General features: G+C 71.8%; 20 protein-coding genes and 1 tRNA gene. 12 read left to right on the top strand and 9 right to left on the bottom strand.

Translation table 11 applies throughout. The annotated features are described in order from the left end of the window. The first annotated feature begins 22 nt into the window (after positions 1–22). Entirely contained in the window at positions 23–805 is a 783-nt protein-coding gene (locus ACZ7LE_RS27580; RefSeq protein ID WP_470406405.1) for a hydroxypyruvate isomerase family protein, read from the top strand. Between the two features lie 88 nt (positions 806–893). Here ACZ7LE_RS27580 and ACZ7LE_RS27575 read toward each other — a convergent pair whose 3' ends face one another. Together ACZ7LE_RS27575 and ACZ7LE_RS27570 are read right to left on the bottom strand one after the other, a co-directional pair. Further along, on the bottom strand, positions 894–2,192 hold the full coding sequence (locus ACZ7LE_RS27575) for an RNA polymerase sigma factor (RefSeq protein ID WP_470406404.1): 1,299 nt from the start codon (positions 2,190–2,192) through the stop codon (positions 894–896). Between the two features lie 38 nt (positions 2,193–2,230). Continuing rightward, the gene (locus ACZ7LE_RS27570) at positions 2,231–2,653 is read right to left on the bottom strand and encodes a YciI family protein (protein ID WP_470406403.1); all 423 of its coding nucleotides are present in this window, start codon (positions 2,651–2,653) and stop codon (positions 2,231–2,233) included. A gap of 180 nt (positions 2,654–2,833) precedes the next feature. Here ACZ7LE_RS27570 and ACZ7LE_RS27565 point away from each other — a divergent pair, with 180 nt between their 5' ends. The 4 genes from ACZ7LE_RS27565 to ACZ7LE_RS27550 all read left to right on the top strand — a co-directional run bounded on the left by ACZ7LE_RS27565 (position 2,834) and on the right by ACZ7LE_RS27550 (position 7,338). Then, positions 2,834–4,861, top strand: a complete 2,028-nt coding sequence (locus ACZ7LE_RS27565) for a glycoside hydrolase family 15 protein (protein WP_470406402.1) — start codon at positions 2,834–2,836, stop codon at positions 4,859–4,861. A 128-nt stretch (positions 4,862–4,989) separates the two neighbouring features. Further along, a complete protein-coding gene (locus ACZ7LE_RS27560; RefSeq protein ID WP_470406401.1) occupies positions 4,990–5,892 on the top strand; it encodes an alpha/beta fold hydrolase in 903 nt (300 codons plus the stop codon). Continuing rightward, positions 5,885–6,532 (top strand): TetR/AcrR family transcriptional regulator, encoded by a 648-nt coding sequence (locus ACZ7LE_RS27555; RefSeq protein WP_470406400.1) that lies wholly within the window; start codon positions 5,885–5,887, stop codon positions 6,530–6,532. Before ACZ7LE_RS27560 ends, ACZ7LE_RS27555 begins: the two co-directional genes overlap by 8 nt. Then, complete coding sequence (locus tag ACZ7LE_RS27550) at positions 6,529–7,338, top strand: hypothetical protein (protein ID WP_470406399.1); 810 nt, start codon at positions 6,529–6,531, stop codon at positions 7,336–7,338. Before ACZ7LE_RS27555 ends, ACZ7LE_RS27550 begins: the two co-directional genes overlap by 4 nt. Before the next feature lie 75 nt (positions 7,339–7,413). Here the strand turns inward: ACZ7LE_RS27550 and ACZ7LE_RS27545 are convergent, their stop codons facing one another. Beyond that, on the bottom strand, positions 7,414–8,295 hold the full coding sequence (locus ACZ7LE_RS27545; protein ID WP_377234723.1) for a Bax inhibitor-1/YccA family protein: 882 nt from the start codon (positions 8,293–8,295) through the stop codon (positions 7,414–7,416). Between the two features lie 177 nt (positions 8,296–8,472). Here ACZ7LE_RS27545 and ACZ7LE_RS27540 point away from each other — a divergent pair, with 177 nt between their 5' ends. Together ACZ7LE_RS27540 and ACZ7LE_RS27535 are read left to right on the top strand one after the other, a co-directional pair. Beyond that, the gene (locus ACZ7LE_RS27540; RefSeq protein ID WP_470406398.1) at positions 8,473–9,426 is read left to right on the top strand and encodes an ABC transporter ATP-binding protein; all 954 of its coding nucleotides are present in this window, start codon (positions 8,473–8,475) and stop codon (positions 9,424–9,426) included. After that, complete coding sequence (locus ACZ7LE_RS27535; RefSeq protein WP_470406397.1) at positions 9,423–10,310, top strand: ABC transporter permease; 888 nt, start codon at positions 9,423–9,425, stop codon at positions 10,308–10,310. The genes ACZ7LE_RS27540 and ACZ7LE_RS27535 overlap by 4 nt, the downstream gene beginning before the upstream one ends. A 161-nt stretch (positions 10,311–10,471) precedes the next feature. Here ACZ7LE_RS27535 and ACZ7LE_RS27530 read toward each other — a convergent pair whose 3' ends face one another. Together ACZ7LE_RS27530 and ACZ7LE_RS27525 are read right to left on the bottom strand one after the other, a co-directional pair. Further along, positions 10,472–14,293, bottom strand: coding sequence for an efflux RND transporter permease subunit (locus ACZ7LE_RS27530; RefSeq protein ID WP_470406396.1), 3,822 nt, complete (start codon positions 14,291–14,293; stop codon positions 10,472–10,474). A 177-nt stretch (positions 14,294–14,470) separates the two neighbouring features. Then, entirely contained in the window at positions 14,471–15,706 is a 1,236-nt protein-coding gene (locus ACZ7LE_RS27525; RefSeq protein ID WP_470406395.1) for an MFS transporter, read from the bottom strand. 56 nt (positions 15,707–15,762) lie between these two features. On the opposite strand from ACZ7LE_RS27525, the gene ACZ7LE_RS27520 reads away from it, so the two are divergent. The 4 genes from ACZ7LE_RS27520 to ACZ7LE_RS27505 all read left to right on the top strand — a co-directional run bounded on the left by ACZ7LE_RS27520 (position 15,763) and on the right by ACZ7LE_RS27505 (position 18,036). Next, positions 15,763–16,254 carry a MarR family winged helix-turn-helix transcriptional regulator gene (locus ACZ7LE_RS27520; protein WP_470406394.1) on the top strand — a complete coding sequence of 164 codons (492 nt, stop codon included), beginning with the start codon at positions 15,763–15,765 and terminating at the stop codon, positions 16,252–16,254. 121 nt (positions 16,255–16,375) lie between these two features. After that, positions 16,376–16,588: a hypothetical protein gene (locus tag ACZ7LE_RS27515; RefSeq protein WP_470406393.1), complete on the top strand. Its 213-nt coding sequence runs from the start codon at positions 16,376–16,378 to the stop codon at positions 16,586–16,588. Positions 16,589–16,618: 30 nt separating this feature from the next. Continuing rightward, entirely contained in the window at positions 16,619–17,341 is a 723-nt protein-coding gene (locus tag ACZ7LE_RS27510) for an ArsR/SmtB family transcription factor (protein ID WP_470406392.1), read from the top strand. Positions 17,342–17,433: 92 nt separating this feature from the next. Next, complete coding sequence (locus ACZ7LE_RS27505; protein ID WP_470406391.1) at positions 17,434–18,036, top strand: ClpP family protease; 603 nt, start codon at positions 17,434–17,436, stop codon at positions 18,034–18,036. A gap of 39 nt (positions 18,037–18,075) precedes the next feature. On the opposite strand, the gene ACZ7LE_RS27500 is transcribed toward ACZ7LE_RS27505, so the two are convergent. Then, the gene (locus ACZ7LE_RS27500; RefSeq protein ID WP_470406390.1) at positions 18,076–18,600 is read right to left on the bottom strand and encodes a helix-turn-helix domain-containing protein; all 525 of its coding nucleotides are present in this window, start codon (positions 18,598–18,600) and stop codon (positions 18,076–18,078) included. A 125-nt stretch (positions 18,601–18,725) separates the two neighbouring features. Here ACZ7LE_RS27500 and ACZ7LE_RS27495 point away from each other — a divergent pair, with 125 nt between their 5' ends. Further along, entirely contained in the window at positions 18,726–20,975 is a 2,250-nt protein-coding gene (locus ACZ7LE_RS27495) for an ATP-binding cassette domain-containing protein (RefSeq protein ID WP_470406389.1), read from the top strand. A gap of 91 nt (positions 20,976–21,066) precedes the next feature. Here ACZ7LE_RS27495 and ACZ7LE_RS27490 read toward each other — a convergent pair. From ACZ7LE_RS27490 to ACZ7LE_RS27480, 3 genes are all read right to left on the bottom strand, one after another. After that, positions 21,067–21,140: transfer RNA gene (locus ACZ7LE_RS27490), tRNA-Leu, on the bottom strand. A gap of 217 nt (positions 21,141–21,357) precedes the next feature. Next, positions 21,358–22,812, bottom strand: a complete 1,455-nt coding sequence (locus tag ACZ7LE_RS27485; protein ID WP_470406388.1) for an NAD(P)/FAD-dependent oxidoreductase — start codon at positions 22,810–22,812, stop codon at positions 21,358–21,360. A 168-nt stretch (positions 22,813–22,980) separates the two neighbouring features. Beyond that, the gene (locus ACZ7LE_RS27480; protein ID WP_470406387.1) at positions 22,981–23,931 is read right to left on the bottom strand and encodes a Ppx/GppA phosphatase family protein; all 951 of its coding nucleotides are present in this window, start codon (positions 23,929–23,931) and stop codon (positions 22,981–22,983) included. Positions 23,932–23,983 lie beyond the last annotated feature (52 nt).

Genomic DNA, 23,983 nt, shown 5'->3' with positions numbered 1-23,983 from the left:
TGCCCCGAGATCGGAGAGTTCGATGCCCAGGTTCGCCGCCAACGTCTCCCTCCTGTTCAGCGAGGTGCCGCTGCCGGAGCGGTTCGCCCGCGCCCGTGCCGCCGGGTTCGAGGCGGTGGAGTGCTGGTGGCCGTTCGCCGACCCGGACCCGTCAGCCGCCCAGGTGGCGGCCTTCGTGAGCGCGCTCGAGGCCGCCGACGTGCGGCTCACCGGGATCAACCTGTTCGCCGGGGACATGCCCGCCGGCGAGCGCGGCGTCGTCTCCCATCCCGACCGCGCCGCGGAGCTGGCGGCGAACCTCGCGGTCGTCCGGACCGTCGTCGAGGCGACCGGCTGCGCGCGGGTCAACGCGCTCTACGGGCAGCGCCTGCCCGGCGTCGCGTCCGCGGTCCAGGACGAGACGGCCACGATCAACCTGCGCCGGGCGGTGGACACGCTCGGCGAGGTCGGCGCGACGGTGCTGGTCGAGCCGCTGACCGACGGCGAGCACGGGGACTACCCGGTGCGCACCCTGGAGGACGCGCTCGCCGTGGCCGACCGGGTGGGCACCGGCGTCGCCGTCCTCTTCGACGCCTACCACCTGCACAACAACGGCGCGGACGTGGTGGCGGACGTCGCGCGAGTGATCGACGCCGTCGGGCACGTCCAGGTGGCCGACTCCCCCGGCCGCGGCGAACCGGGCACGGGCACGATCGACTTCGCGGCCTTCTTCGCCGCCCTGGACGCGACGGGCTACGCAGGCTGGGTCGGCTGCGAGTACCGCCCCACGACCACGACGGAACAGACCCTCGCCTGGCTCCCGTAACACCTCCCCGCCCGCGCGGTTGAGTGCTGGCTATTTGTGGTCATGAAACGTTGTCGAACCACAAATACCCAGCACTCAACAAGCGGGGCTACGGGAGGGCCGCCGCCTTCGACTCCAGGACCGTCCGTTCTGCGGCGTTGCCGCAGAGCTCCGCCGCGCGGAGGTACTCGCCGCGGGCCTCCGCCGTGCGGCCGAGCCGGGACAGCAGCTCGCCGCGCACGCCGGGCAGGAGGTGCGACCCGGCGAGCACGCCCTGGTCGACCAGGCCGTCCACGACGCGCAGCCCCAGGTCGGGCCCGTGGGCCATGGCCACCGCCACGGCCCGGTTGAGGTCCACCACGGGCGACGGCGCGATGCGGCCCAGCGCCTCGTAGAGCAGCACGATCCGCTCCCAGTCGGTCTCCGGCACGGACGGGGCCACCGCGTGGCACTCCGCGATCCCTGCCTGGAGCGCGTACGCGCCCATCCCCCCGGGCCCGACGGCGCCCCGCAGCGCGGCCCGGCCCCGGGTGATCGCAGCCCGGTCCCAGCGCCGCCGGTCCTGGTCCTCCAGGAGGATCGGCTCCCCCGAGGGCCCCGTCCGGGCCGGGAACCGGGCGGAGGTGAGCTCCAGCAGCGCGAGCAGGCCGAACGTCTCGGGCTCGGGCGCGAGCCGGGTGAGCACCCGGGTCAGGCGCACGGCCTCGCGCGCCAGGTCGTGCCGGATCCAGTCGTCGCCCGACGTCGCCGACGAGCCCTCCGTGAAGATCACGTACAGCACGTTCCGCACCGACGAGAGCCGGGCGACCCGGTCCTCGCCCTCAGGCACCTCGAACGGGACCTGCGCCGCCGCGATCGTCTTCTTGGCGCGCGTGATGCGCGCCTGGACCGTCGCGACGGGCACGAGGAACGCGCGGGCGATCTCCTCGCTGGTCAGACCGCCCACCACCCGCAGGGTCAGCGCGATCCGCGCCTCCCGGGACAGCACCGGGTGGCACGAGACGAACATGAGGGCGAGCACGTCGTCGTCGATCCGCCCGGGGTCGAGCAGGGCCGGCTCGGCGCCCGGGTCGCCCGCACCGGCGCCGGCCCCGGGCGCCGCCGGGCCACCCACCGCCACCTCGCCCTCGGCCAGGCCGTGCGCCAGCGCGGCGTACCGCTCGTCCCGCCCGGCCCGACGCCGGTAGGCGTCGATCGCCCGGCGCCGGGCCGTCGCGATGAGCCACGCCGCGGGGTCGCGGGGCGTGCCGTCGCGCGGCCAGGAGACGAGCGCCGCGGCGAGCGCCTCCTGGGCCACGTCCTCGGCGAGCTCGAAGTCGCGGGTGTAGCGGGTGAGCGCGCCGACGATGCGCGCGGACTCGATCCGCCAGACCGCCTCGACGGCCCGCCGCGCGGCGTCGTCGTCCATCTCCTCGCCCTTCCTGCCGCTGCCCTGCCGGTCCCGGCTCAGAGCTGGCCTGTGGACTCGCGCCAGGCCCGCTCGTTCTGGATGTGCTCGTTGTCCTGCGGGAACTGGTCGAGCTCGGTGACCTTGCGGATCTCCGCCTTGCTGCCGGGCCCGGCGAGCGGCGCGCGCTTGGCCCACTCGACGGCCTCCTCCTTCGAGGCCACCTCCAGGATCCAGAAGCCGTTGAACAGCTCCTTGGTCTCGCCGTACGGGCCGTCGGTCACGACGGGCGTCTCGGTGGAGTAGTCGACGACGACGGAGTCGGCGGCATCCTCGAGGCCCTCGCCGGCCACGAGCACGCCCGCCTTGATCATCTCCTCGTTGAACGCGCCCATGTCGTTCACGATCTTCTGGAAGTCCATGTTCTGGTAGGCGGTCACCGTCTCGTCGGTCGCTCGCATGATCAGCATGTACTTCGCCATGGCTTCTTCTCCTCCGTGGTTTTCCGGTCCCTGGTGGGACCTTCTCATCCACAGGTCGAACGGGAAACAGGTGGATCGACACGACCCGGGAATCTGTTTCGTGGAGCATGCGGACAGGTTCCGCGCGTCACACAGATCCGGCTTGCCAGGCGCGCGGAACGTGCGGAACCCTTGATACCCATGACGCTCGAATCGATTGAAGCGCAGGGGCCCGATGCCCCTGCCGCCGGTACGTCCTCCCGGCGCGGCAAGAAGCCGACGCCCGCCAGCCCGGCACCGGTCAGAACGCACAGATCGAGCGACGCCCCGTCCCCGCAGGCCTGGGACGGGCGCAGCAAGTTCCCGCACATCGGCGAGTACGGGTTCCTCTCGGACTGCGAGGCCAACGCGCTGATCGCGCCGTCGGGCAGCGTGGAGTGGATGTGCATCCCCCGCCCCGACTCGCCCAGCATCTTCGCCAAGATCCTCGACCGCGGAGCCGGCCACTTCCGGGTGGGCCCGCACGGCGTGCGCGTGCCCAGTGCGCGCCGCTACCTGCCGGGCACGCTCATCCTCGAGACCACGTGGCAGACCGAGACCGGCTGGCTCGTGGTGCGCGACGCGATGCTGATGGGGCCGTGGCACGACCTGGAGTCGCGGTCCGGGACGCACCGCCGCACCCCCACGGACGACGACGCCGAGCACATCCTGCTGCGCACCATCAAGTGCGTGTCGGGCACGGTCGAGGTCGAGGTCGAGTGCGAGCCGCGCCCCGACTACGCGCGGTCCGAGGTGGACTGGGAGTACGAGAACAGCGGCTACTCCGCGGTCGTCGCCAAGATCGGCGACCCCACCCCGGACGTGCACCTGCGGTCCAGCCTGCGGTTCGGCCTGGAGGGCAAGCGGGCGACGGCGCGCACGCGGATGTCGCAGGGCGACGAGCACTTCGTCGCGATGTCCTGGGGCTCGCAGGACCCGCCGACCAGCTACGCGGAAGCCCTCGACGCCATGTGGCGCACCGAGCGGTTCTGGCGTGGGTGGATCACGCAGGGCACGTTCCCGGACCACCCGTGGCGCGTCTACCTGCAGCGTTCCGCGCTCACCCTGAAGGGGCTGACCTACTCCCCCACGGGCGCGCTGATCGCCGCGGCGACGACGTCGCTGCCTGAGACCCCGGGCGGCGAGCGCAACTGGGACTACCGGTACGCGTGGATCCGCGACTCGACGTTTGCGCTGTGGGGCCTCTACACCCTGGGCCTGGAGCGGGAGGCCAACGACTTCTTCGCGTTCATCCAGGACGTCTGCCGGGACAACCGGCAGCTCCAGATCATGTACGGCGTGGGCGGGGAGGAGCGGCTGGAGGAGTTCGAGCTGCCGCACCTGTCCGGCTACGAGGGCGCCCAGCCCGTGCGGATCGGCAACGCCGCGTACGACCAGCGCCAGCACGACGTGTGGGGCGCGGTGCTGGACTCCGTGTGGCTGCACGCCAAGTCGCGCGACCAGCTCCCCGAGTCGCTGTGGCCCATCCTCAAGCGGCAGGTCGAGGAGGCCGCGAAGCACTGGCACGAGCCGGACCGGGGCATCTGGGAGGTGCGCGGCGAGCCGCAGCACTTCACCAGCTCCAAGCTCATGTGCTGGGTGGCGATGGACCGCGGCGCCAAGCTCGCGCGGCTGTACGACCAGCCCGACTACGCCCAGTCGTGGCAGAAGATCGCCGACGAGATCGCCGACGACATCTGCACCAAGGGCGTGGACGACCGCGGCGTCTTCACGCAGCGGTACGGCGACCCCGCGCTGGACGCGTCGCTGCTGCTCGTGCCGCTGCTGCGGTTCCTGCCGTCGGACGACGAGCGCGTGCGGGCGACCGTGCTGGCGATCGCGGACGAGCTCACCGAGGACGGCCTGGTGCTGCGGTACCGGACGGACGAGACCGACGACGGCCTGCGCGGCGAGGAGGGCTCCTTCACCATCTGCTCGTTCTGGCTGGTGTCCGCACTGGTCGAGATCGGCGAGGTGGAGCGGGCCCGGGCGCTGTGCGAGCGGTTGCTCGGCTACGCGTCCTCGCTCGACCTGTACGCGGAGGAGATCGAGCCCGGCAGCGGCCGACACCTGGGCAACTTCCCGCAGGCGTTCACGCACCTGGCCCTGATCAACGCCGTGATGCACGTGATCAAGGCGGAGACCGGCGAGGCCGAGAAGGGCTACTTCGGGGTGCCCCGCCCGCACTGATCCGTCGCGTCCCCCGCTGAGTGCGGGATCTTCGCCCTCGCCGGCCTCGGCCGAGGGCGAAGATCCCGCACTCAACGTGTTTCCGGGGGGTCTTGCGCCCGTTGGCTAATAGGCGTAGCTTTATGGCTATGACAACCAGCCAGGGCAACCAGCTCGCCTACCTGCCACGACCCGAGGGCAACCTCGCCTACACCGACTCGGGATCGGGCCAGCTCGTCGTCGCCATGCCCGGCATGGGCGACCTGCGGTCCACCTACGACGACCTCGTCCCCGCGCTCGTCGACGCCGGCTACCGCGTGGTCGTCGCGGACCTGCGCGGCCACGGCGACTCCGACACGACGTTCCGCACGCACGGCGACGCCGCCACCGGCACGGACTTCATCGCGCTCGTCGAGCACCTCGGCGCCGGGCCGGCAGTGCTGCTCGGCAACTCGATGGCGTCGTCCGCCGCCGCCTGGGCCGCAGCGGAGCGCCCGGACCTCGTGCGCGGGCTCGTGCTGCTCAGCCCGCTCCTGCGCCAGCCGGGCTCCCCGGCCATGCAGCGGACCATGCGGCTCGCCCTCCGGGTGCTCCTCGCCCGGCCCTGGGGCGCCGCGTTCTGGGCCGCCTACTACTCGTCGATCAGCAAGGGCCGCCGTTCCGCGCGGCACGCCGAGCAGGTCGCGGAGGTCCGGCAGAGCCTGCGCGACCCGGCGCACCTGCGCTCGTTCCGCGACCTCTCCCTGGTGCTCGACCACTCGGTCGTCGAGGCCCGGCTGTCCGAGGTCACGGCGCCGTCGCTGGCCGTGGTCGGCGCGCTCGACCCCGACTTCTCCGATCCCGCGGCCGAGCTGACCTGGATCACGGAGACGATCGGCGCGCGCGGCGTCCTGGTCGACGAGGTGGGGCACTACCCGGCGCAGCAGGCGCCGGACGTCGTCGTGCCGGCCGTGCTCGACTTCCTTGCCGGGCTCCCGGGCCGACCGGCCGACAACGGGGCCGACAGCACGAACGGGGCCGGCAGCGCCACGGACGGGGGCCGGAATGCCTAGGGCGGGCCTGTCGCACGACGCCGTGGTGCGCCTGGCGCTGGAGGTGGTCGACGACGGCGGGGCGCGGGGGTTCGCGGACCTGACCCTCGCCAAGGTCGCCGCGAAGGCCGGCGTCGCGGCCCCCAGCCTCTACAAGCACGTCGGCTCGCTGGCCGACCTGCGCCGCGAGGTGGCGCTGATCGCCGTCCGGGAGGTCACGGCCGCCGCGACCTCCGCGACCGTCGGCCGGGCCGGCAGCGACGCACTGCGCGCGCTGGCGAACTCGTGGCGCACCTACGCGCACGGCCACCCCGGCCGGTACGCGGCCACCCAGATCGGCCCCGACCCGGAGGACCCGGCAGACGCCGCGCTGCGCGAGGCGGCCGCCGAGAGCGTCCAGGTCGTCGGCGCCGTGCTGCACGGCTTCGGCCTGCCCGACGAGCGGCTGATCGACGCCATCCGCGCGGTCCGGGCCGGGTTCCACGGCTTCTTCCTGCTGGAGCTCGGGGGCGGCTTCCGGATGCGGGAGGACGTCGACCAGAGCTTCGCCGTGCTGCTCGACATGCTCGTCGCGGGAGTCACCGCACTCGCCGCCCAGGACACCACGACCACCACACCCGACACCGTGCTGGACCACGACACCGCTGGGAGCCACCGATGAACACCGTTCAGAACACCACCACTCGCTCGTCCGACGCGGGCCGGACCGCCGCGCGCCCGACGACCGCGCGCTCGACCACCGCGCGCTCGACCACCGCGCGCTCGACCACCGCGCGCTGGACCGCCGTCGCCTTCGTGGCGGCGGGGCTCGCCTTTCTCCTGTTCCCCCTGCTGCGCCCCTGGCCGGACGAGACCGTCGCGAGCACCGACCTGGCCACCGCGTTCGCCTCCGACCGCTGGGTCGTGGCGCACCTGTGCGGCATCCTCGGCCTGGGCCTGATCGCGCCGGCGCTGCTCGGCCTGCGGACGCTGCTCGCCGGTGCGGGCGGCGCGGACGCCGTCGCCGGCGCTCCGGCCGGGCGTGCCGCGGGCGTCCGGAACGCGACCTGGGCGCTGATCACCGCCTGGGCGGGCGCCGGGTTCGCCGCGCTCTACTTCGGGGCCGAGATCTTCGGCATCCGCACGATCGCCGAGGCGACGCTCCGTGACGGCGATCTCGGCCTGCTGGCCGACGTCGAGGTGCTGCGCATGCAGCCCTGGGCCGTGACGGCGTTCGGCGCCGGGCTGATCCTGCTCGCGGCCGCCGGGGTGCTCGCCGCCGTCGCGCTGTGGCGCTCGGGCACGCGGGGCGCCGGCACCCAGGGCTCCGGCACGCACCCGCGGTGGATCGGGCTGCCGCTGGCGCTCGGCCTGGTGCTGGTGCTCCCCCAGTTCTTCGGGAGCCCGGAGCTGCGGATCACGCACGGTTTCCTGGTCGCGGTGGGCTGCGTGCTGGTCGCCGGCGCGGTGTGGAACCGTCGGGCATGACGAAGGCGTGCACCCCGTCGGGGTGCACGCCTTCGTCATGCCTGCACCGACCGCGTCAGCGGCCCGAGGAGAGCGTCAGTCGCTGCTGTTGAAGATCGCCAGCAGGCGGAGGAACTCCAGGTACAGCCAGATCAGCGTCACCAGCAGGCCGAAGGCCGCCGACCACGCCATCTTGGCGGGCACGCCCGCCTCGACACCACGCTTGATGGAGTCGAAGTCGACGATCAGCGACGCGGCGGCCAGACCAACGGCCACCAGGCCGATGATGATGCCGAGCGTGCCGCCCCGCATGCCCCAGCCGCCGAGCACACCGGTCCACACCAGGACCAGGTTGATCAGCGAGAACGCCGCGTAACCGACCATCGCGATGATCAGCCAGCGCGTGAACTTCGGGGTGACCCGCACCTTGCCCGACTTGAACAGGAAGAGCGCGGCGGCGAAGGTCGCGACGGTCGCGAGCACCGCCTGGAGCACGATCCCGTTGGTCTGCGCCTCGTAGAACATCGAGATGCCGCCGAGGAACATGCCTTGCGCGATCGTGTACAGGATGATCAGCACGGGGCTCGGGTTGCGCTTGAACGCGTTGACCAGGCCCAGCACAAGACCCGCGATCATGCCGAAGATCCACAGGCCCGGCGCGAGCGTCCACGTCGCCGCGCCGACCACGACCAGGAGGGCGAGCAGCCCACCGGTCTTGACGATCACGTCGTCGTACGTCAGCCGCTTGGTGTCCGCCGTGGTGGCGGACGGCGACTGGTACATCGCGTCGAGCTGCGACGCGTCCATCGCCTGCTGTCCCGCGGCGCCGTACTGACCGTACTGGCCAGGCTGCGGCGGAGTGCCGTATGCGGGAGTCTGGTTGGGGTAGGTGGCGGTGCCGCCGCGACGCGCACCGGCAGCGCCGGTGCGACGGGGCTCACCGAAGACGTCGCTTCTAGAAAAGACGGGGTTGCTCATCTGCTCCTCCTGGTCTGTCTGACCATCCTAGGGAACGCTGCAGACACTCCAGGAGTTCCCAGGTCATACCAACGGATGAAGTGGGTCCGACCACGGGATGATCCGGACCGGTATTGGGTGCGCAGGCCATGTCCCCTACCTACTCTCGTAGGTACGAGTCTCCTGGAAGGGCAAGTGATGATCGAGGCCAGAGGCCTGATGAAGAGGTACGGCGCCAAGACCGCCGTGGACGACGTCACGTTCACCGTCCAGCCGGGCCAGGTGACGGGCTTCCTCGGCCCGAACGGCGCCGGCAAGTCGACCACCATGCGCATGATCGTGGGGCTGGACCGGCCCACGGCCGGTTCGGTCACCGTGAACGGCAAGCCCTACACGGCGCACCGCCGTCCGCTGGCGGAGGTCGGCGCCCTGCTCGACGCGAAGGCCGTGCACACCGGCCGCACCGCGCGCAACCACCTGCTCGCCATGGCCGCGACGCACGGCATCGCCACCAAGCGCGTCGACGAGGTCATCGAGCTCACCGGCCTGCAGTCGGTCGCGAGCAAGCGCGTGGGCGGCTTCTCGCTCGGCATGGGCCAGCGCCTCGGCATCGCGGCGGCCCTGCTCGGCGACCCCCGCACCCTCATCCTGGACGAGCCGGTCAACGGGCTCGACCCCGAGGGCGTGCTCTGGGTGCGCAACATCGCGAAGTACCTGGCGTCGGAGGGCCGCACGGTCTTCCTGTCCAGCCACCTCATGAGCGAGGTCGCCCTCACCGCCGACCACGTGATCGTGATCGGCCGGGGTCGCATCCTCGCCGACGCACCGGTCGCGGAGTTCGTGGACGGCGCCGCCCGCAAGGTCGTGCGCGTCCGGTCGCCGCAGGCCACGGAGCTCGCCGACCTGCTGAAGGCCAAGAACGCCGAGGTCGAGGACGTCGAGCCCGGCCTGCTGGAGGTCCGCGGAGCCGAGGCGTCCGCCGTCGGCGAGCTGGCCGCCAGCTCGCGGATCGTGCTGCACGAGCTCACGCCCGTGGCCTCCACGCTGGAAGAGGCCTACATGTCGCTGACCGCCGACGCGGTCGAGTACCAGTCCGAGGACCTCGCCCACGTGGCTGCGGCGACGTCCCACACCGAGGGGAGCAAGGCATGAGCGCGACGGTCACCGCTCCGGCGAGCGGAGCGGCGTCGGGCCCGGCGACGGAGCACACCCCGGTGCACAACGTCACCTTCTGGCGCGTGCTGCGCTCGGAGTGGATCAAGCTGTGGACGCTGCGCTCGACGTGGTGGACGCTCGCGGCGACCGTCGTGGTGATGGTCGGCTTCGCGCTGCTGCTCGCGTTCATCGTGCAGCTCGTCGGGAACGAGATGGAGGGCGCCTCGCCCGAGGACCAGGCGGCGATGGGCGGCGTGCTCGGCGGGACCACCGTGGTGGCCGCGGGGTTCGAGATGGCGGCCTTGGTGGTCGCGGTGCTCGGCGCCCTGATGATCACCGGTGAGTACTCCACCGGCATGATCCGGTCCACGTTCGCGGCGGTGCCCGGACGCCTCCCGGCGTTCTTCGGCAAGGCCGTGGTGCTCGTGCTCGTGACCGCGGTGCTGACCGTCGTGTCGCTCGCGCTGAGCTGGCTGGTCACCTATCCGCTGCTGAACGCCAACGACGCGACCGTGGACTTCGGGGACAACGACCAGATCCGCGCCCTGTTGGGCACGGTGCTGTACGTGACGCTCGTGGCGCTGTTCGCCCTGGGCCTCGGTGCCCTGCTGCGACACACGGCGGGCGCGATCTTCACCGTGGTGGCGATCTTCCTGGTGATCCCCACGATCTTCCAGATCGCAACCCTCGCGGCCGCCCAGCTGGAGTGGGTCGGCGTGGTGAACAAGCTGCTGCCGAGCGTGGCGGGGGCGCAGATCACGCCGAACGCGGGCGCGTTCCCCGACGTCCTCGACCCGTGGGTCGGCATCGGTGTGCTCGCCGGCTACACGCTGCTCGTGCTGATCGGGGCGTCGGCGCGGCTGAAGCTGCAGGACGCGTAACACCCCCGGCCCGCGAACGTCCCCGCGGGGAAACTGGTGCTCCCCGAGTCGTGTTGCTCTCCGTAGACGGTGTCTACTCCTGGCAACACGACTCGGGGAGCACCTGTTTTCCCGGCACGACCCGCCGTGCCGCCGCGGACCGTTACCGCGCCGCCGCGGCGTCAGTCCATCGGGTCGAGCGGGTGCGGCCACATCGGGGTCGGCGTCTGCTGCCGGCGCTCCGGCTGCGGTTCAGGTTCCTGACGACGCTGAGGCAGCTCGGCGTACGACGCCGGCTGCCGCTGCGGGACGTACGGCTGCTGCGGGTTCCCGGACACGCGATGCTCCGGCGCACGTTGGTCCGGCGTACGTTGCTCCGGTGCGAACTGCGGCATGTACTGCGGTGCCGGCTGTGGGGATGCCTGCCGGGGAGCTGCCTGCTGGGGCGCGAACGGCGATTCCTGTCGGGAGGCCGGCTGCTCTGGTGCGTAGCGCGGCTCCTGAGGGGCACGTTCCTGCGGCACGGGATGCTGCGGTACACGCCGTCGCGGCGTGAACTGCGGCGGAGCCGGCGCGTGCTGCGCCGGTGCCGGCATCGGGGCCGGAGCGGACGGCGTCGGCCAGGCCGGAGGCCAGCCCTGCCCCGTCACGCCGGCCTGCCCCGTCACGCCGGCCTGCCCCGCACCCGTCTGGCCCGGACCACCCGGCATCGGCCGCGCGCCCGCCGGCCGCCCGACGGCCCGGAGCGCCCCGGTCGCCACGCTGACCAGCGCACCCGTGAGCGGACGGCGGACCCGGCCAGCGGCCTCGTCCGCCGCCCGGCGCCGCTCCGCCCGGCGCTCGAAGAGCGTGTAGATCACGGGCACCACGTACAGCGTCAGCAGCGTCGAGGACACCAGGCCGCCGATCACGACCAGCGCGAGCGGCTGCGAGATGAACGCGCCGCCGCCGGTCACGCCGATCCCCATGGGGGTGAGCGCGAAGACCGTGGCCAGGGCCGTCATGACGATCGGCCGCAGCCGCTTGCGAGCGCCCTCGCGCACGGCCTCGTCCAGCCCCATGCCGCGCACGCGGTACTGGTTGATCAGGTCGATGAGCACGATCGCGTTCGACACCACGATGCCCACCAGCAGGAGCGTGCCGATCAGGGCCGGCACCCCCAACGGGGTGTTCGTCGCCACCAGCGCGACCAGGGCGCCCACCGCGGCGAACGGCACGGACACCAACAGGATGAACGGCTGAGCCAGGCTCCGGAACGTCGCCACCATGACCACGAACACGAGGGCGATCGCCGCCACCAGCGCGAGGCCCAGGTCACTGAAGGCCTCGGCCTGGTCGGCGGCCGCGCCGCCCACCGTCACCGTGGCCCCGGCGGGCAGGTCGATCGCCGCGATCTCCGCGTCGACCTGGTCGGTCGCCGCGCCGAGGTCGTCGCCGGCGGGTGTCACGGAGACGGTGGCCGACCGCTCGCCGTCGATCCGCGTGATCGACGTCGGCGAGCCGGCGATCTTCACCTGCGCCACGTCGCTCAGCGGGACGGCGCCGGCGGCGGTCGGGACGGGGATCTCGCCGATCTCGGCCATCGTCGTCGGGACGGCGCCCGCGGAGACCGTGACGCCCACCGGCCCCTCGGCGGTCTGCAGCTCGCCGACGTCCCGCGCGCCCGTCATCGCCGCCGAGGCGATCCCGGAGACCTGCGTCTCGGTGAGCCCGAACTGCGCCGCGGCCTTGCGGTCGACGGTCACCTCGACGATCTCCTGGGCGGCGGCCAGGTCGTTGCTCACCTCGGCGGAGCCCTTCAGGGCGCCCATCGCCTCCTGGAGCTGGTTCGTGGCCGCTGTCAGCGTCTCGACGTCGCGGGCCCGGACGACGAGGTCGATCGAGGACGTGCCCACGGAGTCGCCGGCGGACACGGAGACCTCCGTGGCGGGTGCCTCGGTCAGGTCGACGACGGCGGCACGGATGTCCGCGGCGGCCTGCTCGCCGTCGGCGGCCTCGTCGAGGGTGATCGCGAAGGTGGCCTTGAGGCCCGCGCTCGCCCCGCCGAACGCGGCCATCGACATGTCGCCGCCGCTGCCGACCGTGGCCTGCACGCTGTCGACGGCGTCCACGCCGGCCAGTGCTGCCTCGACCTGCTGGGCCGCCTCGTCCTGGCCCCTGAGCGAGGTGCCGGGCGCGTAGTGCTGCGTGACGGTCACGGTGTCCTGACCGCTGTCGCCGAGGAAGCTGGTCTCCATGTTCGGGACGAGAGCGGCCGTAGCACCGAGGATCGCCACGGCCACGCCGATGGTGAGGGCCGGCAGCCGCAGCGCGCCGTTCAGGGTCGGCACGTAGATGCGCTGCCAGATCCCCCGGCTCTCCTTCTCCTCGGCCGCCTCGCGGTCGACCGCTCCGCCCCGGCGCGCCTTCCTCGACGGCTGGATGAACCAGTAGGCCAGCACCGGCACGATCGTCAGGGCCACGACGAGCGAGGCCAGCATCGCGATGGAGACGGTCAGCGCGAACGGCCGGAACAGCTCGCCCACCATGCCGCCCACCAGCGCGATCGGCAGGAACACGGCGACGGTGCAGATGGTGGAGGCGGCGATCGCCCCGCCGACCTCGCGCACCGCCGCGAGGATGGCCGGTCCCCGCTCCTCGCCGTACGACATGTGCCGCTTGATGTTCTCGATGACCACGATCGCGTCGTCGACCACGCGGCCGATCGAGATGGTGAGCGCCCCGAGCGTCAGGATGTTCAGCGTGTAGCCGCCCGCGTCCATCGCGATGAACGTCACCGCGAGCGACAACGGGATCGAGATCGCGGACACGAGCGTCGACCGCATCGACATCAGGAAGACGAGGATGACGAGCACGGCGAACAGCAGGCCGAGCCCGCCCTCGGTGGCCAGGCCGTGGATCGAGTCCTCGATGAACGGGGCCTGGTCGAAGACGACCGCCGTCGCGATGGAGCGTTCGGTCAGCGTGTCCGCGACCTCGGGCTCGGCGAGCGCGTCCTCGATCGCGTGGGACACCTCGACGGTGTTGGCCTCCGGCGTCTTGGTGATGGCCAGGCCGAGGGACGGCGAGCCGTCGAGCCGGGAGTAGGACGTCGCCTCGACCGGCTTGAGCTCCACGGACGCGACCTGGCCCAGCTCCACGGGTGCGGCCGGCTCCGCCGGCAGACCTCCGGCCGCCGCGTCCGGCGTCGTCGCGCCCCCGGCCATCTCCGTTCCCCCGGCCGCGGTGCCGCCCGGGAGCACCGGGAGCTGTTTGAGCTGGTCGACCATGTCGACCGGCTTGCCGAGCTGGACCGACCACGCACGGCCGCCCTCGGTGATCTCCCCGGCCGGCATCACCACACCGTTGTCCTGCAGCACGGTGCTCAGGTCCTCGGTCGTGAGGCCGGACGCGGCGAGCTTGTCCTGGTCCGGCACGATGCGGACCTCGGTCTCGCTCTGCCCGGTGACGGCGACCGAGCGGACGCCGTCGACCTCCTTGAGCGCCGGCACCATGACGTCCTCGACCGTGGAGGCGAGCGCGTTGGCGCTCTTGTCGCCCGACACGGCCATCTGGACCACGGGCACGTCGTCGACGGAGCCGGTCGTGACCTGCGGCTCGACGTCCTCGGGCAGGGCCTGCTGCACCCCGGCGACGGCGGTCTGGAGGCGCTGGGTGGCCGACTCCATGTCGGTGCCGTAGGTGAACTCGACCGTGGTCAGCGAGATGCCGGTGGACGCCGTCGACCGCACCGACGCGACATCGTCGATCGAGGCGACGGCCTCCTCGATCACGTCGGTGACCTGCTCCTCCACGACCTCGGGCGAGGAGCCCTGGTACTGCGCGCTCACGATGCCCGTGGGGAGCTGGAGCGACGGGATGAGCTCCTGTTTCAGGGAGGTCATGCTCAGCACCCCGAACACCGCTATCGCGATCGTCACCAGTGCTACGACGGCTCGGTTCGCGAGGGACAGCCGGGCGAGACGGAACACGAGGACTCCACGGTGCGGGCGAGGATCGGGCATACGGCGCGACGCCGCCGTCGTGACCCGGCGGGACCAACGGGGTGAAATCAGACCGAAGTCACAGAGTAGGGCAGTACGCCGCACCGCCTGCAAGCGGTCGGGGACATTGACAGCCGCCCGCATTCCGTCCGGTACCGCCTGCCCCAGCCCGTCCGCACGACGGGCCAGGGCTCCACGTCACAGCTCGGACATGGCCTCCTCGGGCGTGTGCTCGGCCACCTCAGCCGCCCGGTTCCAGCGCCGCCAGAGCACGCGCTCCCCGATCGGCCGGGCCATGAGGTGCGCCGTCACCAGGAAGACGACCACGCCGACGAGCAGCACCACCGAGGCCACCCAGAACGGCGACGCCGGGCTGACGCCCTCGGCGAGCAGGCCGGCCACGACCGGGGCCGGGGCCGCGAAGCCCCAGCGGACGAGGTTGAACGCGCCGGTCGTGACGCGGCGGTCCGGGTCACCGAGCGCGAGGGACAGGTCGGTCAGGTTCGCGTTGGCGATACCCATGAACACACCGGCCACGATGGTCACGACGATGGAGCCCGCGGTGCCGACGCCGATCGCGAGCAGCGCCACGCACACCAGCACGCCCACGATGGCGACGCCGAGCGTCTGCACGAACCCGATCCGGTGCGCGAGCTTGTGGCCCACCGCGAGAATGCCGACGGCCACGCCGATGCCCCAGGCGGTGAACACCAGGCCGAGCGGCACGACGTCGAGGCCGAGGAACACCGGCACGTAGCCGAGCACCACGAAGAACACGAAGTTGTAGGCCGCCGTGACGACCGCGAGCGCCAGGAAGCCCGGCTTGCGGAACAGCCCGAAGACCTGCCCGAGCTTGAGCGGTGCGGGCTTCTCGGCCGGGTCCTTGAGCCGGGTGGCGGAGACCAGCAGGGCGACGACCATGAGCAGGCCGCAGACGAAGAACGGCACCCGCCAGCTGATGTGCCCGAGCAGCCCGCCGATGAGCGGCCCGACGGCGAAGCCGAGACCCACGCAGGTCTCGAACAGGCCGACCACCCACTCGCGGTCCTTGGCGAGGGCGACGAGCAGCACCATGGCGGTGGCGAAGAACATCGCGTTGCCGAGGCCCCACACGCCGCGGAGCACCGCGAGCTGCACGATGTTGCCGCTCAGGGCCGCCAGCACGGCGGCGATGGCGACGAGGGTGACGCCGGTCGCCAGGATCTTCTTGTACCCGAACTTCCCCGTGGCCATCACGGCGGGGATCATGCCGATGGCCATGACCGCGATGTACGCGGTGAACAGGAGCTCGATCTCCCAGGTGGTGGCGCCGATCTCCGCGCCGATGACGGGCAGGATCGGGTCGACGACGGCGATGCCGGCGATCGCGAAGAACGCGGTGAGCGCGGTGGCATAGATGGCTGTCTTGTTCGGTTCGTTGCGCGCGCTGGCCACGCGGCCTCCTCAGGATTTATCTGTATCACACAGGTATATGCCTGTAGGCTACACCTATGTCGAGGGAGACGGAAGAGAGCGCCAGTGACGACCACCCCGGCGAGGCCCCGCTGTCACGCGTCGAGCTGCAGCTCGCGCTGCTGCTGCGCCGGGCGGAACGCACAGGCGCGATCCGCGCCGGCCACACCCCGGCGCTCGAACGGTCGGGCTACCTGCTGCTCCAGGTCCTGAGCACCGAGGGCCCGCTCGGCATCAACGCGCTCGCCGCCCGCCAGGGCCTCGACGCCTCCACTGTGACCCGCCAGGTGGTCAGCCTGGAGAAGGCCGGGTTCGCACGACGAAGCAAGGACCCGCTCGACGGGCGGGCGGTCCGGGTCGAGGCGACGGCGTCCGGCAGGGCCCAGCTGGAGCGCGAGCGCACCCGCCGCAGCGCGATGTACGACCAGATCCTCACCGACTGGTCCCCCTTCGAGCGGTCCCTGCTCGCCGAGCTGCTGGAGCGCCTGAACCACGACCTGGACACGTTCCGGCGCGACCCGGAGGAGTGAGACACCACTTCCAAAGAACTGGTTGCAAAGAAACACTTGCAAAGGTGTGTTGGCATGCGTAGGGTGGGTCGCACGAGCTACCCCGCACCGCGCCATCCACACCGAGCCAGGAGCAGCCACGATGAGCACCTTCGCCCCCACCGCCGTCCCGCAGGTCCACCACTTCGTCGCACCGCGCACGGTCGCGGCGGCGGCCCCCGTCCGCCGTCCCGAGGCTCCCGCCACCGCCCGTGAGGCGCAGCGCAGGGAGGCCGAGCGCATCGCCCGCCAGCGGGCCCAGGCCGAGCGTGCCCGCGACAACGCGGCGGCGCGCCACCCGCTCGCGCTGCGCTGAACCCGGCGCGCAGTGGGTAACGTCCTGCCTATGGCGACTGCGCGTGAGGACTCCCCGGGGCACGAGGCGGACCGGGGCGGTGCTTCCCCGGAGTCGCCCGCTACCGACTCCCCCGCTGCCGACTCCCCTGCGTCCGAGTCCCCTGCGGCGCCCGGGACCGCCGGTCCGCCGGCCGAGCTCGGCCCGGCGGCGCTGCGCGCGCTCTCGCACCCGCTCCGCATCCGCATCCTCGACCTGCTGCCGAGCCACGGCCCGCTCACCGCCAGCAAGCTCGGCGAGATCGTCGGCGAGTCCAGCGGGTCGACGAGCTACCACCTGCGTCAGCTCGCCAAGCACGGTCTCGTCCGCGAGGTCGAGGGCAAGGGCACCGCGCGTGAACGCTGGTGGGAGCGCACCCCGGGCGGGTTCAGCATCTCGACCGTGGGCAAGGACTCCCCCGCCGCCCGGCAGACCGCCGAGGCCGTCAACATGGAGTTCCTCCGCCTGCGTCACGAGCGGGTGATGGCCTTCGTCCGTGCGGGGCAGGGCGCGGACGAGGAGACCCTGGAGAAGTGGCTCGGGACCACGACGTTCTTCTCCTCCAACAAGTGGGCCACACCGGAGCAGATGAAGGCGCTCGTCGAGGCCTGGGACCGCTTCGTGACCGAGCACATCGACCCGCTCAGCTCGCAGGAGGGCGCTCCGGGGATGGTGCCGTTCGAGGTGCACTTCGACGCGTTCCCGACGATCGACCCCGCGGGCAACCCGCTCTGATCCGCGCGGTCGGGTCGGGCCTCTGCCCTGAGCAGATCTGCGGCGGGCAGAGACGGCTGTCCGGGCGGCCCGGGTCGGACGATCGTGGAGCCATGACCGAGACCATCCAGACCCAGCCCTTCGACGACCACCTCGCCACGCGGCTGCTGCACCAGCGGATCGTGCTGATCGGCAGCGAGATCGACGACGCCGTCGCCAACCGCGTGACCTCGCAGCTCCTGCTGCTCTCGGCGGAGGACCCGGCCGCCGACATCAGCCTCTACATCAACTCCCCCGGCGGCTCCATGAGCGCGGGCCTCGCCGTCCACGACACGATGCAGCTGCTGCCGAACGCGGTCTCCACCGTGGCCGTCGGGTTCGCGGGCAGCACGGGGCAGTTCCTGCTCGCAGCCGGCACTGCCGGCAAGCGGTACGCGCTGCCGCACGCACGGATCATGATGCACCAGCCCGCGGGCGGGGCGGGTGGTACGACGACGGACGTGGTGATCCAGGCCGAGAACCTCCGGCACGTCAAGGACGTCGTGACGCGGCTGCAGGCCGAGCACACCGGCCAGACGGTGGAGACGATCGCGGCGGACTCCGAACGTGACCGCTGGTTCACCGCCGAGCAGGCACTGGCCTACGGGATGATCGACAAGGTCGTGGACCGGGTGCACGACGTGCGCCCGGGCGGGAAGCGGCGCGCGGGACTCTGACGGGCCGCGGACTCCGGCGCCGTCCCGGGCTCCGGCGGGTCACGCCGCCAGCAGCACGGCCTCCCCGCGCCGACCGACGGCGGAGGTGCCCGCCGGCGCCGGCTGCGCGGCCTGCAACGGATGCCGCGACGAGGAGAAACCGGCCGAGCGACGGGCCGCGGACGACAGGACGCGGACCCGTCGCCCCTCCTCCTGTGCCGCGAGCGCGATCGCGAGATCGGCCCACGCGCGCTCGACGAGGTCGACCAGCCGCATGCCGAGCGCCTCGCACACCGCGGCGAGCACCTCGGAGGAGGCCTCCTTGCGCCCCCGTTCCACCTCGGACAGGTACGCGGTCGAGACCCGGGCGTCCGTCGCGACGTCGGCCAGGGTGCGGCGCTGCTCCCGCCGCGCGCGGCGCAGGATGCCGCCCACGAGATCACGCAGCAGCGGTTCGCGCGTGTGCTCCAGGGTGCCGGACCGCGCGCCCGCTGCTCCGTCGCTGGTGGTACCGGGCCCAGCGGGGCCCGCAGTAACTGTCGAGATCATCGCCATGTGCCCACTCCCGCCGTTGGTACCCGTCACGCTACCCAACCCCACTGACATGCCGGGTCGTTCCGCCGTCTGCTGCTGGCGTAACGGCGGGACCCCGAGGCCAGGTGCGTGTCAGTGGCTCCTGGCACCATGGGACCACCGACCAGGAGAGGACAGTGGTGTTCGGATCTATCGAGGTGCGCGGAGCCCGCGAGAACAACCTGCAGGGCGTTTCGATCGACATCCCCAAGCGCAAGCTCACGGTGTTCACCGGGGTCTCCGGGTCGGGCAAGAGCTCGCTCGTGTTCGGCACCGTCGCCGCGGAGTCACGCCGGCTGATCGACGAGACGTACTCGGCGTTCCTCCAGGGCTTCATGCCCTCACGTCCGCGGCCCGACGTCGACACGCTGTCGAACCTGTCCGCGGCGATCGTCGTGGACCAGGAGCCGATGGGCGCCAACGCGCGCTCGACCGTCGGCACGGCCACCGACGCCTACACGATGCTGCGCGTCATCTGGTCGCGGCTCGGTGAGCCGTATGTCGGCGGCTCGAACCTCTTCTCCTTCAACGACCCCCAGGGCATGTGCGCCAACTGCGAGGGCCTCGGCCGCGTCTCCGCGATCGACACGGAAGCGCTGGTGGACCGCAGCAAGTCTCTGAAGGAGGGGGCCATCACCTTCCCCAACTTCGGGGTCGGCACCTGGTACTGGAAGGTCTACGCGGACTCCGGTCTGTTCGACGTCGACAAGCCGCTGAAGGACTACACCGACACCGAGTGGCACGACCTGATGCACGGCGACGAGCGGAAGATCGTCTCGGGCGGCATCAACGTGACGTACGAGTCGCTGGTCCCGAAGATCACTCGGCTCTACCTGGTCAAGGACGTCGAGTCGATGAAGGGCGCCCTGCGGGCGGCCGTCGACCGGCTCGCCACCTTCACGTCGTGCCCCGAGTGTGGCGGCACCCGCCTCAACGACCGGGCGCGGTCGTCGCTGGTCAAGGGCAAGCACATCGGCGAGGCCGCCGCCATGCAGCTCACGGACCTGGCCGAGCTGGTGCGCGACCTCGCGGACCCGCAGGTCCAGCCCATCCTCGACGGGCTCAACGACCTGCTCGCGACGTTCGAGCAGATCGGGCTCGGGTACCTGTCGCTGGACCGGGAGTCGTCGTCGCTGTCCGGCGGGGAGGCGCAGCGGACCAAGATGGTGCGGCACATGGGCTCGGCCCTGACGGACCTGACCTACGTGTTCGACGAGCCGACCATCGGGCTGCACCCGCACGACGTGCGGCAGATGAACGCGCTGCTCCAGCGCCTGCGGGACAAGGGCAACACGGTGCTCGTGGTGGAGCACAAGCCCGAGGTCATGGCGGCGGCCGACCACCTCGTCGACATGGGCCCGGGCGCCGGAACCCACGGCGGCACGGTGGTCTACCAGGGCGACATCGCGGGGCTGCGCGCGTCAGGGACCGCGACCGGCAAGCACCTGGACCAGGCGGTGACGCTCAGGCCCACGCCCCGCACCCCGACCGGCTTCCTGCGGATCGAGCACGCGAACCTGCACAACCTCCAGGACGTCTCGGTGGACGTGCCGCTCGGCGTCCTGGTGGCGGTGACGGGCGTGGCCGGCTCCGGCAAGAGTTCCCTCATCCACGGCTGCCTGCCGCGCGACGGCGTCACCTTCGTCGACCAGACGGTGATCCGCGGGTCGCGACGGTCCAACCCGGCGACCTACACCGGGATCCTCGAACCCATCCGCAAGCAGTATGCCCGCGCGAACGGGGTCAAGCCCGCGCTGTTCAGCGCCAACTCGGCGGGCGCGTGCCCGGAGTGCAAGGGCGTGGGCCTCATCTACACGGACCTCGCCTTCATGGCGGGCGTCGCCAGCGTGTGCGAGGCGTGCGGCGGCAAGCGGTTCACCGACGAGGTGCTCGGCTACACGCTGCGGGGCAAGAACATCGCCGACGCGCTCGCCATGTCCGTCGAGGAGGCCCTGGACTTCTTCACGGAGAAGACGGTGCTCCCGATGCTGTCCCGCCTGTCCGACGTCGGGCTGGACTACATCTCGCTCGGTCAGCACCTCAACACCCTGTCGGGCGGGGAGCGGCAGCGCCTCAAGCTGGCCATCGAGATGGGCGGCGACACCCCGACGTTCGTGCTCGACGAGCCCACTGCCGGCCTGCACATGCAGGACGTCGACAACCTCGGCGGCCTGCTCGACCGGCTCGTCGACTCCGGCCGGTCCGTGATCGTCGTGGAGCACAACCTGTCGGTCGTCGCACGGGCCGACTGGGTCATCGACATGGGCCCGGGCGGCGGGCACGACGGCGGTCGCGTCGTCTTCGAGGGAACGCCCGCCGACCTGGCACGCCAGGAGGCGTCGCTGACCGGCCGCCACCTCGCCGAGCTCCTCGCCGGCACCCCCTGAGTCCGTCACCCCTGAGTCCTGCACTGCCGGAGGCCGGCACCCCTGAGTCCGGCACCGCCGGAGGCCAGGGTGCACCGGCCCAGCCTGATCGTGCCCCCACCCGGGTTCGAACCGGGACTGGGCCGGGTTTAAGCCGGCTGCCTCTGCCAGTTGGGCTATGGGGGCGCACCCAGAGACTACCGAGCGGCCATCGCCTCACGGGAGTTTTGACCGGCTGACTTCAGTCGGCTGCCCAGGCCCAGCAGTTGCCCAGGCCCAGTAATGAGTTCGGTCGGTTGCTTTGAGATCGGTCCATTGATGGACCGATCTCAAAGCAACCGACCGAACTCACGTCAGCCACGGGTCAGCCAGGCCCCGCACGCGGCCGGCGGAACGAGGCCTGTCAGGCCTTGGAGCCCGACTCCGCCCGTGCGGCGGACGACTCGGCCGTCTGCTCGACCTTCTCGCCCACGGGCTTCGGCGGCACCGACGCGTTGCGGAACTCCTGCCGCGGGTCGTGGAGCGAACCGAGCGAGACGAGCTCGCGGCCCATCAGGAACTGGCCGATCCAGCCGACCAGGATGCGCGCCTTGCGGTTGCCGGTCGGCATCGCCATGACGTGGTAGCCGCGGTGCGCGACCCACGCGAGGAACCCGCGCAGCTTGATGAAGCCGAACAGCTCGGCGACACCCTTGTAGAGACCCAGCGACGCGACCACACCGACGTTCTTGTGGTTGTACTCGACGGCGGGCTTGTCCTTGTAGAGCGCCACGATGTTGTCGGCCAGGCGCACGGCCTCGCGGATCGCGTGCTGCGCGTTCGGCGGGCAGAACTTGCCGGGGTTGAGCACGTCCGGCACGGCGGCGCAGTCGCCCGCGGCCCAGGCGCCGTCGACGATCTCGCCGTCCTCCGTGGCGACCTGCAGCGTGGGGAGCACGATGACACGGCCCAGCTTGTCGAACGGGAGGTCCGAGGCCTCCTTGATGACCGGGTTCGCCTTGACGCCCGCGGTCCACACGATGGTCTCGGTGTCGAACTCGACGCCGGTCGAGGTCACGACGTGCCCGTCCACGCAGGACGAGAGGAACGTGTTGAGGTGGAACTCGATGCCGCGCTTCTTCAGCTCGGCGAGCGCGTACTCGCCCATCGGCTCCGTGACCTCGGGCAGGATGCGCCCGGCACCCTCGATCATCACGAACCGCAGGTCGGACGGCTCGATCGTGTTGTACTGGCGCGTCGCGTAGCGCGCCATGTCCTCGATCTCGGCCAGCGCCTCGATGCCGGCGAACCCGCCGCCCACGAAGGTGAACGTGAGCATGCGCCGGCGCAGGTCGGCGTCCCACGTCGAGGACGCGACGTCCATGCGGTTGATGACGTGGTTACGGACCGCGATGGCCTCTTCCACGTTCTTGAACCCGATCGCGGCCTCCGCGAGACCCGGGATGGGCAGCGTGCGCGAGACCGAGCCGAGGCCGACGACCAGCTGGTCGTACGTCACCTCGTACTCGTCGCCCTCCTCGGGCTGGATCTTCACGGCCTTGCGTCCGTGCTCGATCGTGGTGACCTTGCCCTGGAGCACGTCGATGCCCTTGAGGGCCTTCCGGTGCGGCGCGACGACGTCGCGGGCGTCGATGGAGCCCGCACCCGCCTCGGGCAGGAAGGGTGCGTACGTCATGTACGGGCGCGGGTCGACGACGACGATGGCCGCTTCCCGCTTCTTCAGCTTCTTTCGCAGGCGGCGCGCCACGTAGAGGCCGACGGACCCGCCGCCGAGCACCACGATGCGCGGCACCTTCCGCGGGCGCGGCGTCACCGGGTCGGAAGCATGGCTGACCGAGGTCAGGTCGTTCTGAGGCATGATTCCCAGGGTACCGCGCCCTAAGCGTGTTTCTTCACATGGCAAAGAGCGGCGGGTGCGTGACGCCCACCACGCCGCTTCGCTGCGTATCGTGCCCGGTCAACGGACCACCTGCGACGGGAGTTCCCGGCCGACGGAAATCCGCCGGTGCAGAATGTCGGGAAGGGGTCAGGCCATCGCGAGCGCGATCCCGTCGAGGATGTCGTGCTCGCTGGTGACCACCTGGGTCAGCGACCCGCCCGCGGCCCGGACGTCGGCCACGACCCGCTGGATCACCTCGGACCACACGAGCGCACCCGCCGCGATCACGTCGACCCGGCCCGGGTGCAGGAAGCCCATCGCCGATCGCTCGGCGCGCGGCGCCGCCAGCAGCGCGGCACAGGACGCCAGCACCGTCTCGACCGGCAGCTCCGCCTGGTTCACCCGCTCGCGCCGGTACTCGGTCAGGCCCAGGGCGTGCGCGGTGACGGTCGTGATCGAGCCGGCCAGCCCCACCAGGGTGGCCGTCCGCCCGAGCGGGACCACGCGGGCGGCGTCGTCCAGGTGGGCCCGGACGTCGGCGCGGGCGGCCTCGACCTCGGCCGCGGACGGCGGGTCGCCGTGCAGGTGGCGTTCCGTCATCCGCACCGAGCCGATGTCCATCGAGACGCTCGCCTCGACCTCGCTCGTGCCGAGCACCAGCTCCGTGGAGCCCCCGCCCAGGTCGACCACGAGGAAGGGACCGGCGTGCGCCGCCGCGGCGGCGCCGGTGGCTCCGCGGAACGAGAGCTGCGCCTCCTCGTGCCCGCTGATCACCTCGACGTCGACGCCGAGCGCGTCGCGGACGCCGTCGAAGAAGGCGTCCCGGTTGCGCGCGTCCCGGGTGGCCGACGTGGCCACGAAGCGCACCCGCTCCGCCCCGGCGGCGTCGATCGCCGCCGCGTACCCACGGGTCGCCGCGAGGGTGCGGTCGAGGGCCTCCGGCGCGAGCTCGCCGGTGCGGTCCACGCCCTGGCCGAGCCGCACCACCTCCATGCGGCGGTCGAGCTCCGTGAGGTTTCCGGCGGCGTCGACGTCCGCGACCAGCAGGCGGATCGAGTTGGTGCCGCAGTCGATCGCGGCCACGCGAGAGGAAGTCACGCGAGGATTCTCCCAGGCACACCTGCCGCTGGGCACCGGACGTGCCGGTTCG

Source organism: Promicromonospora sp. NPDC110617 (assembly GCF_055598465.1).
This window is presented reverse-complemented; position numbering and strand designations above follow the sequence as displayed.

Bases quoted from the DNA above. Each gene is read 5' to 3' on its own strand.
- ACZ7LE_RS27580 (WP_470406405.1), top strand. From the start codon at position 23: ATGCCCAGGTTCGCCGCCAACGTCTCCCTCCTGTTCAGCGAGGTGCCG.
- ACZ7LE_RS27575 (WP_470406404.1), bottom strand. From the start codon at position 2,192: ATGGACGACGACGCCGCGCGGCGGGCCGTCGAGGCGGTCTGGCGGATC.
- ACZ7LE_RS27570 (WP_470406403.1), bottom strand. From the start codon at position 2,653: ATGGCGAAGTACATGCTGATCATGCGAGCGACCGACGAGACGGTGACC.
- ACZ7LE_RS27565 (WP_470406402.1), top strand. From the start codon at position 2,834: ATGACGCTCGAATCGATTGAAGCGCAGGGGCCCGATGCCCCTGCCGCC.
- ACZ7LE_RS27560 (WP_470406401.1), top strand. From the start codon at position 4,990: ATGACAACCAGCCAGGGCAACCAGCTCGCCTACCTGCCACGACCCGAG.
- ACZ7LE_RS27555 (WP_470406400.1), top strand. From the start codon at position 5,885: ATGCCTAGGGCGGGCCTGTCGCACGACGCCGTGGTGCGCCTGGCGCTG.
- ACZ7LE_RS27550 (WP_470406399.1), top strand. From the start codon at position 6,529: ATGAACACCGTTCAGAACACCACCACTCGCTCGTCCGACGCGGGCCGG.
- ACZ7LE_RS27545 (WP_377234723.1), bottom strand. From the start codon at position 8,295: ATGAGCAACCCCGTCTTTTCTAGAAGCGACGTCTTCGGTGAGCCCCGT.
- ACZ7LE_RS27540 (WP_470406398.1), top strand. From the start codon at position 8,473: ATGATCGAGGCCAGAGGCCTGATGAAGAGGTACGGCGCCAAGACCGCC.
- ACZ7LE_RS27535 (WP_470406397.1), top strand. From the start codon at position 9,423: ATGAGCGCGACGGTCACCGCTCCGGCGAGCGGAGCGGCGTCGGGCCCG.
- ACZ7LE_RS27530 (WP_470406396.1), bottom strand. From the start codon at position 14,293: ATGCCCGATCCTCGCCCGCACCGTGGAGTCCTCGTGTTCCGTCTCGCC.
- ACZ7LE_RS27520 (WP_470406394.1), top strand. From the start codon at position 15,763: ATGTCGAGGGAGACGGAAGAGAGCGCCAGTGACGACCACCCCGGCGAG.
- ACZ7LE_RS27515 (WP_470406393.1), top strand. From the start codon at position 16,376: ATGAGCACCTTCGCCCCCACCGCCGTCCCGCAGGTCCACCACTTCGTC.
- ACZ7LE_RS27510 (WP_470406392.1), top strand. From the start codon at position 16,619: ATGGCGACTGCGCGTGAGGACTCCCCGGGGCACGAGGCGGACCGGGGC.
- ACZ7LE_RS27505 (WP_470406391.1), top strand. From the start codon at position 17,434: ATGACCGAGACCATCCAGACCCAGCCCTTCGACGACCACCTCGCCACG.
- ACZ7LE_RS27485 (WP_470406388.1), bottom strand. From the start codon at position 22,812: ATGCCTCAGAACGACCTGACCTCGGTCAGCCATGCTTCCGACCCGGTG.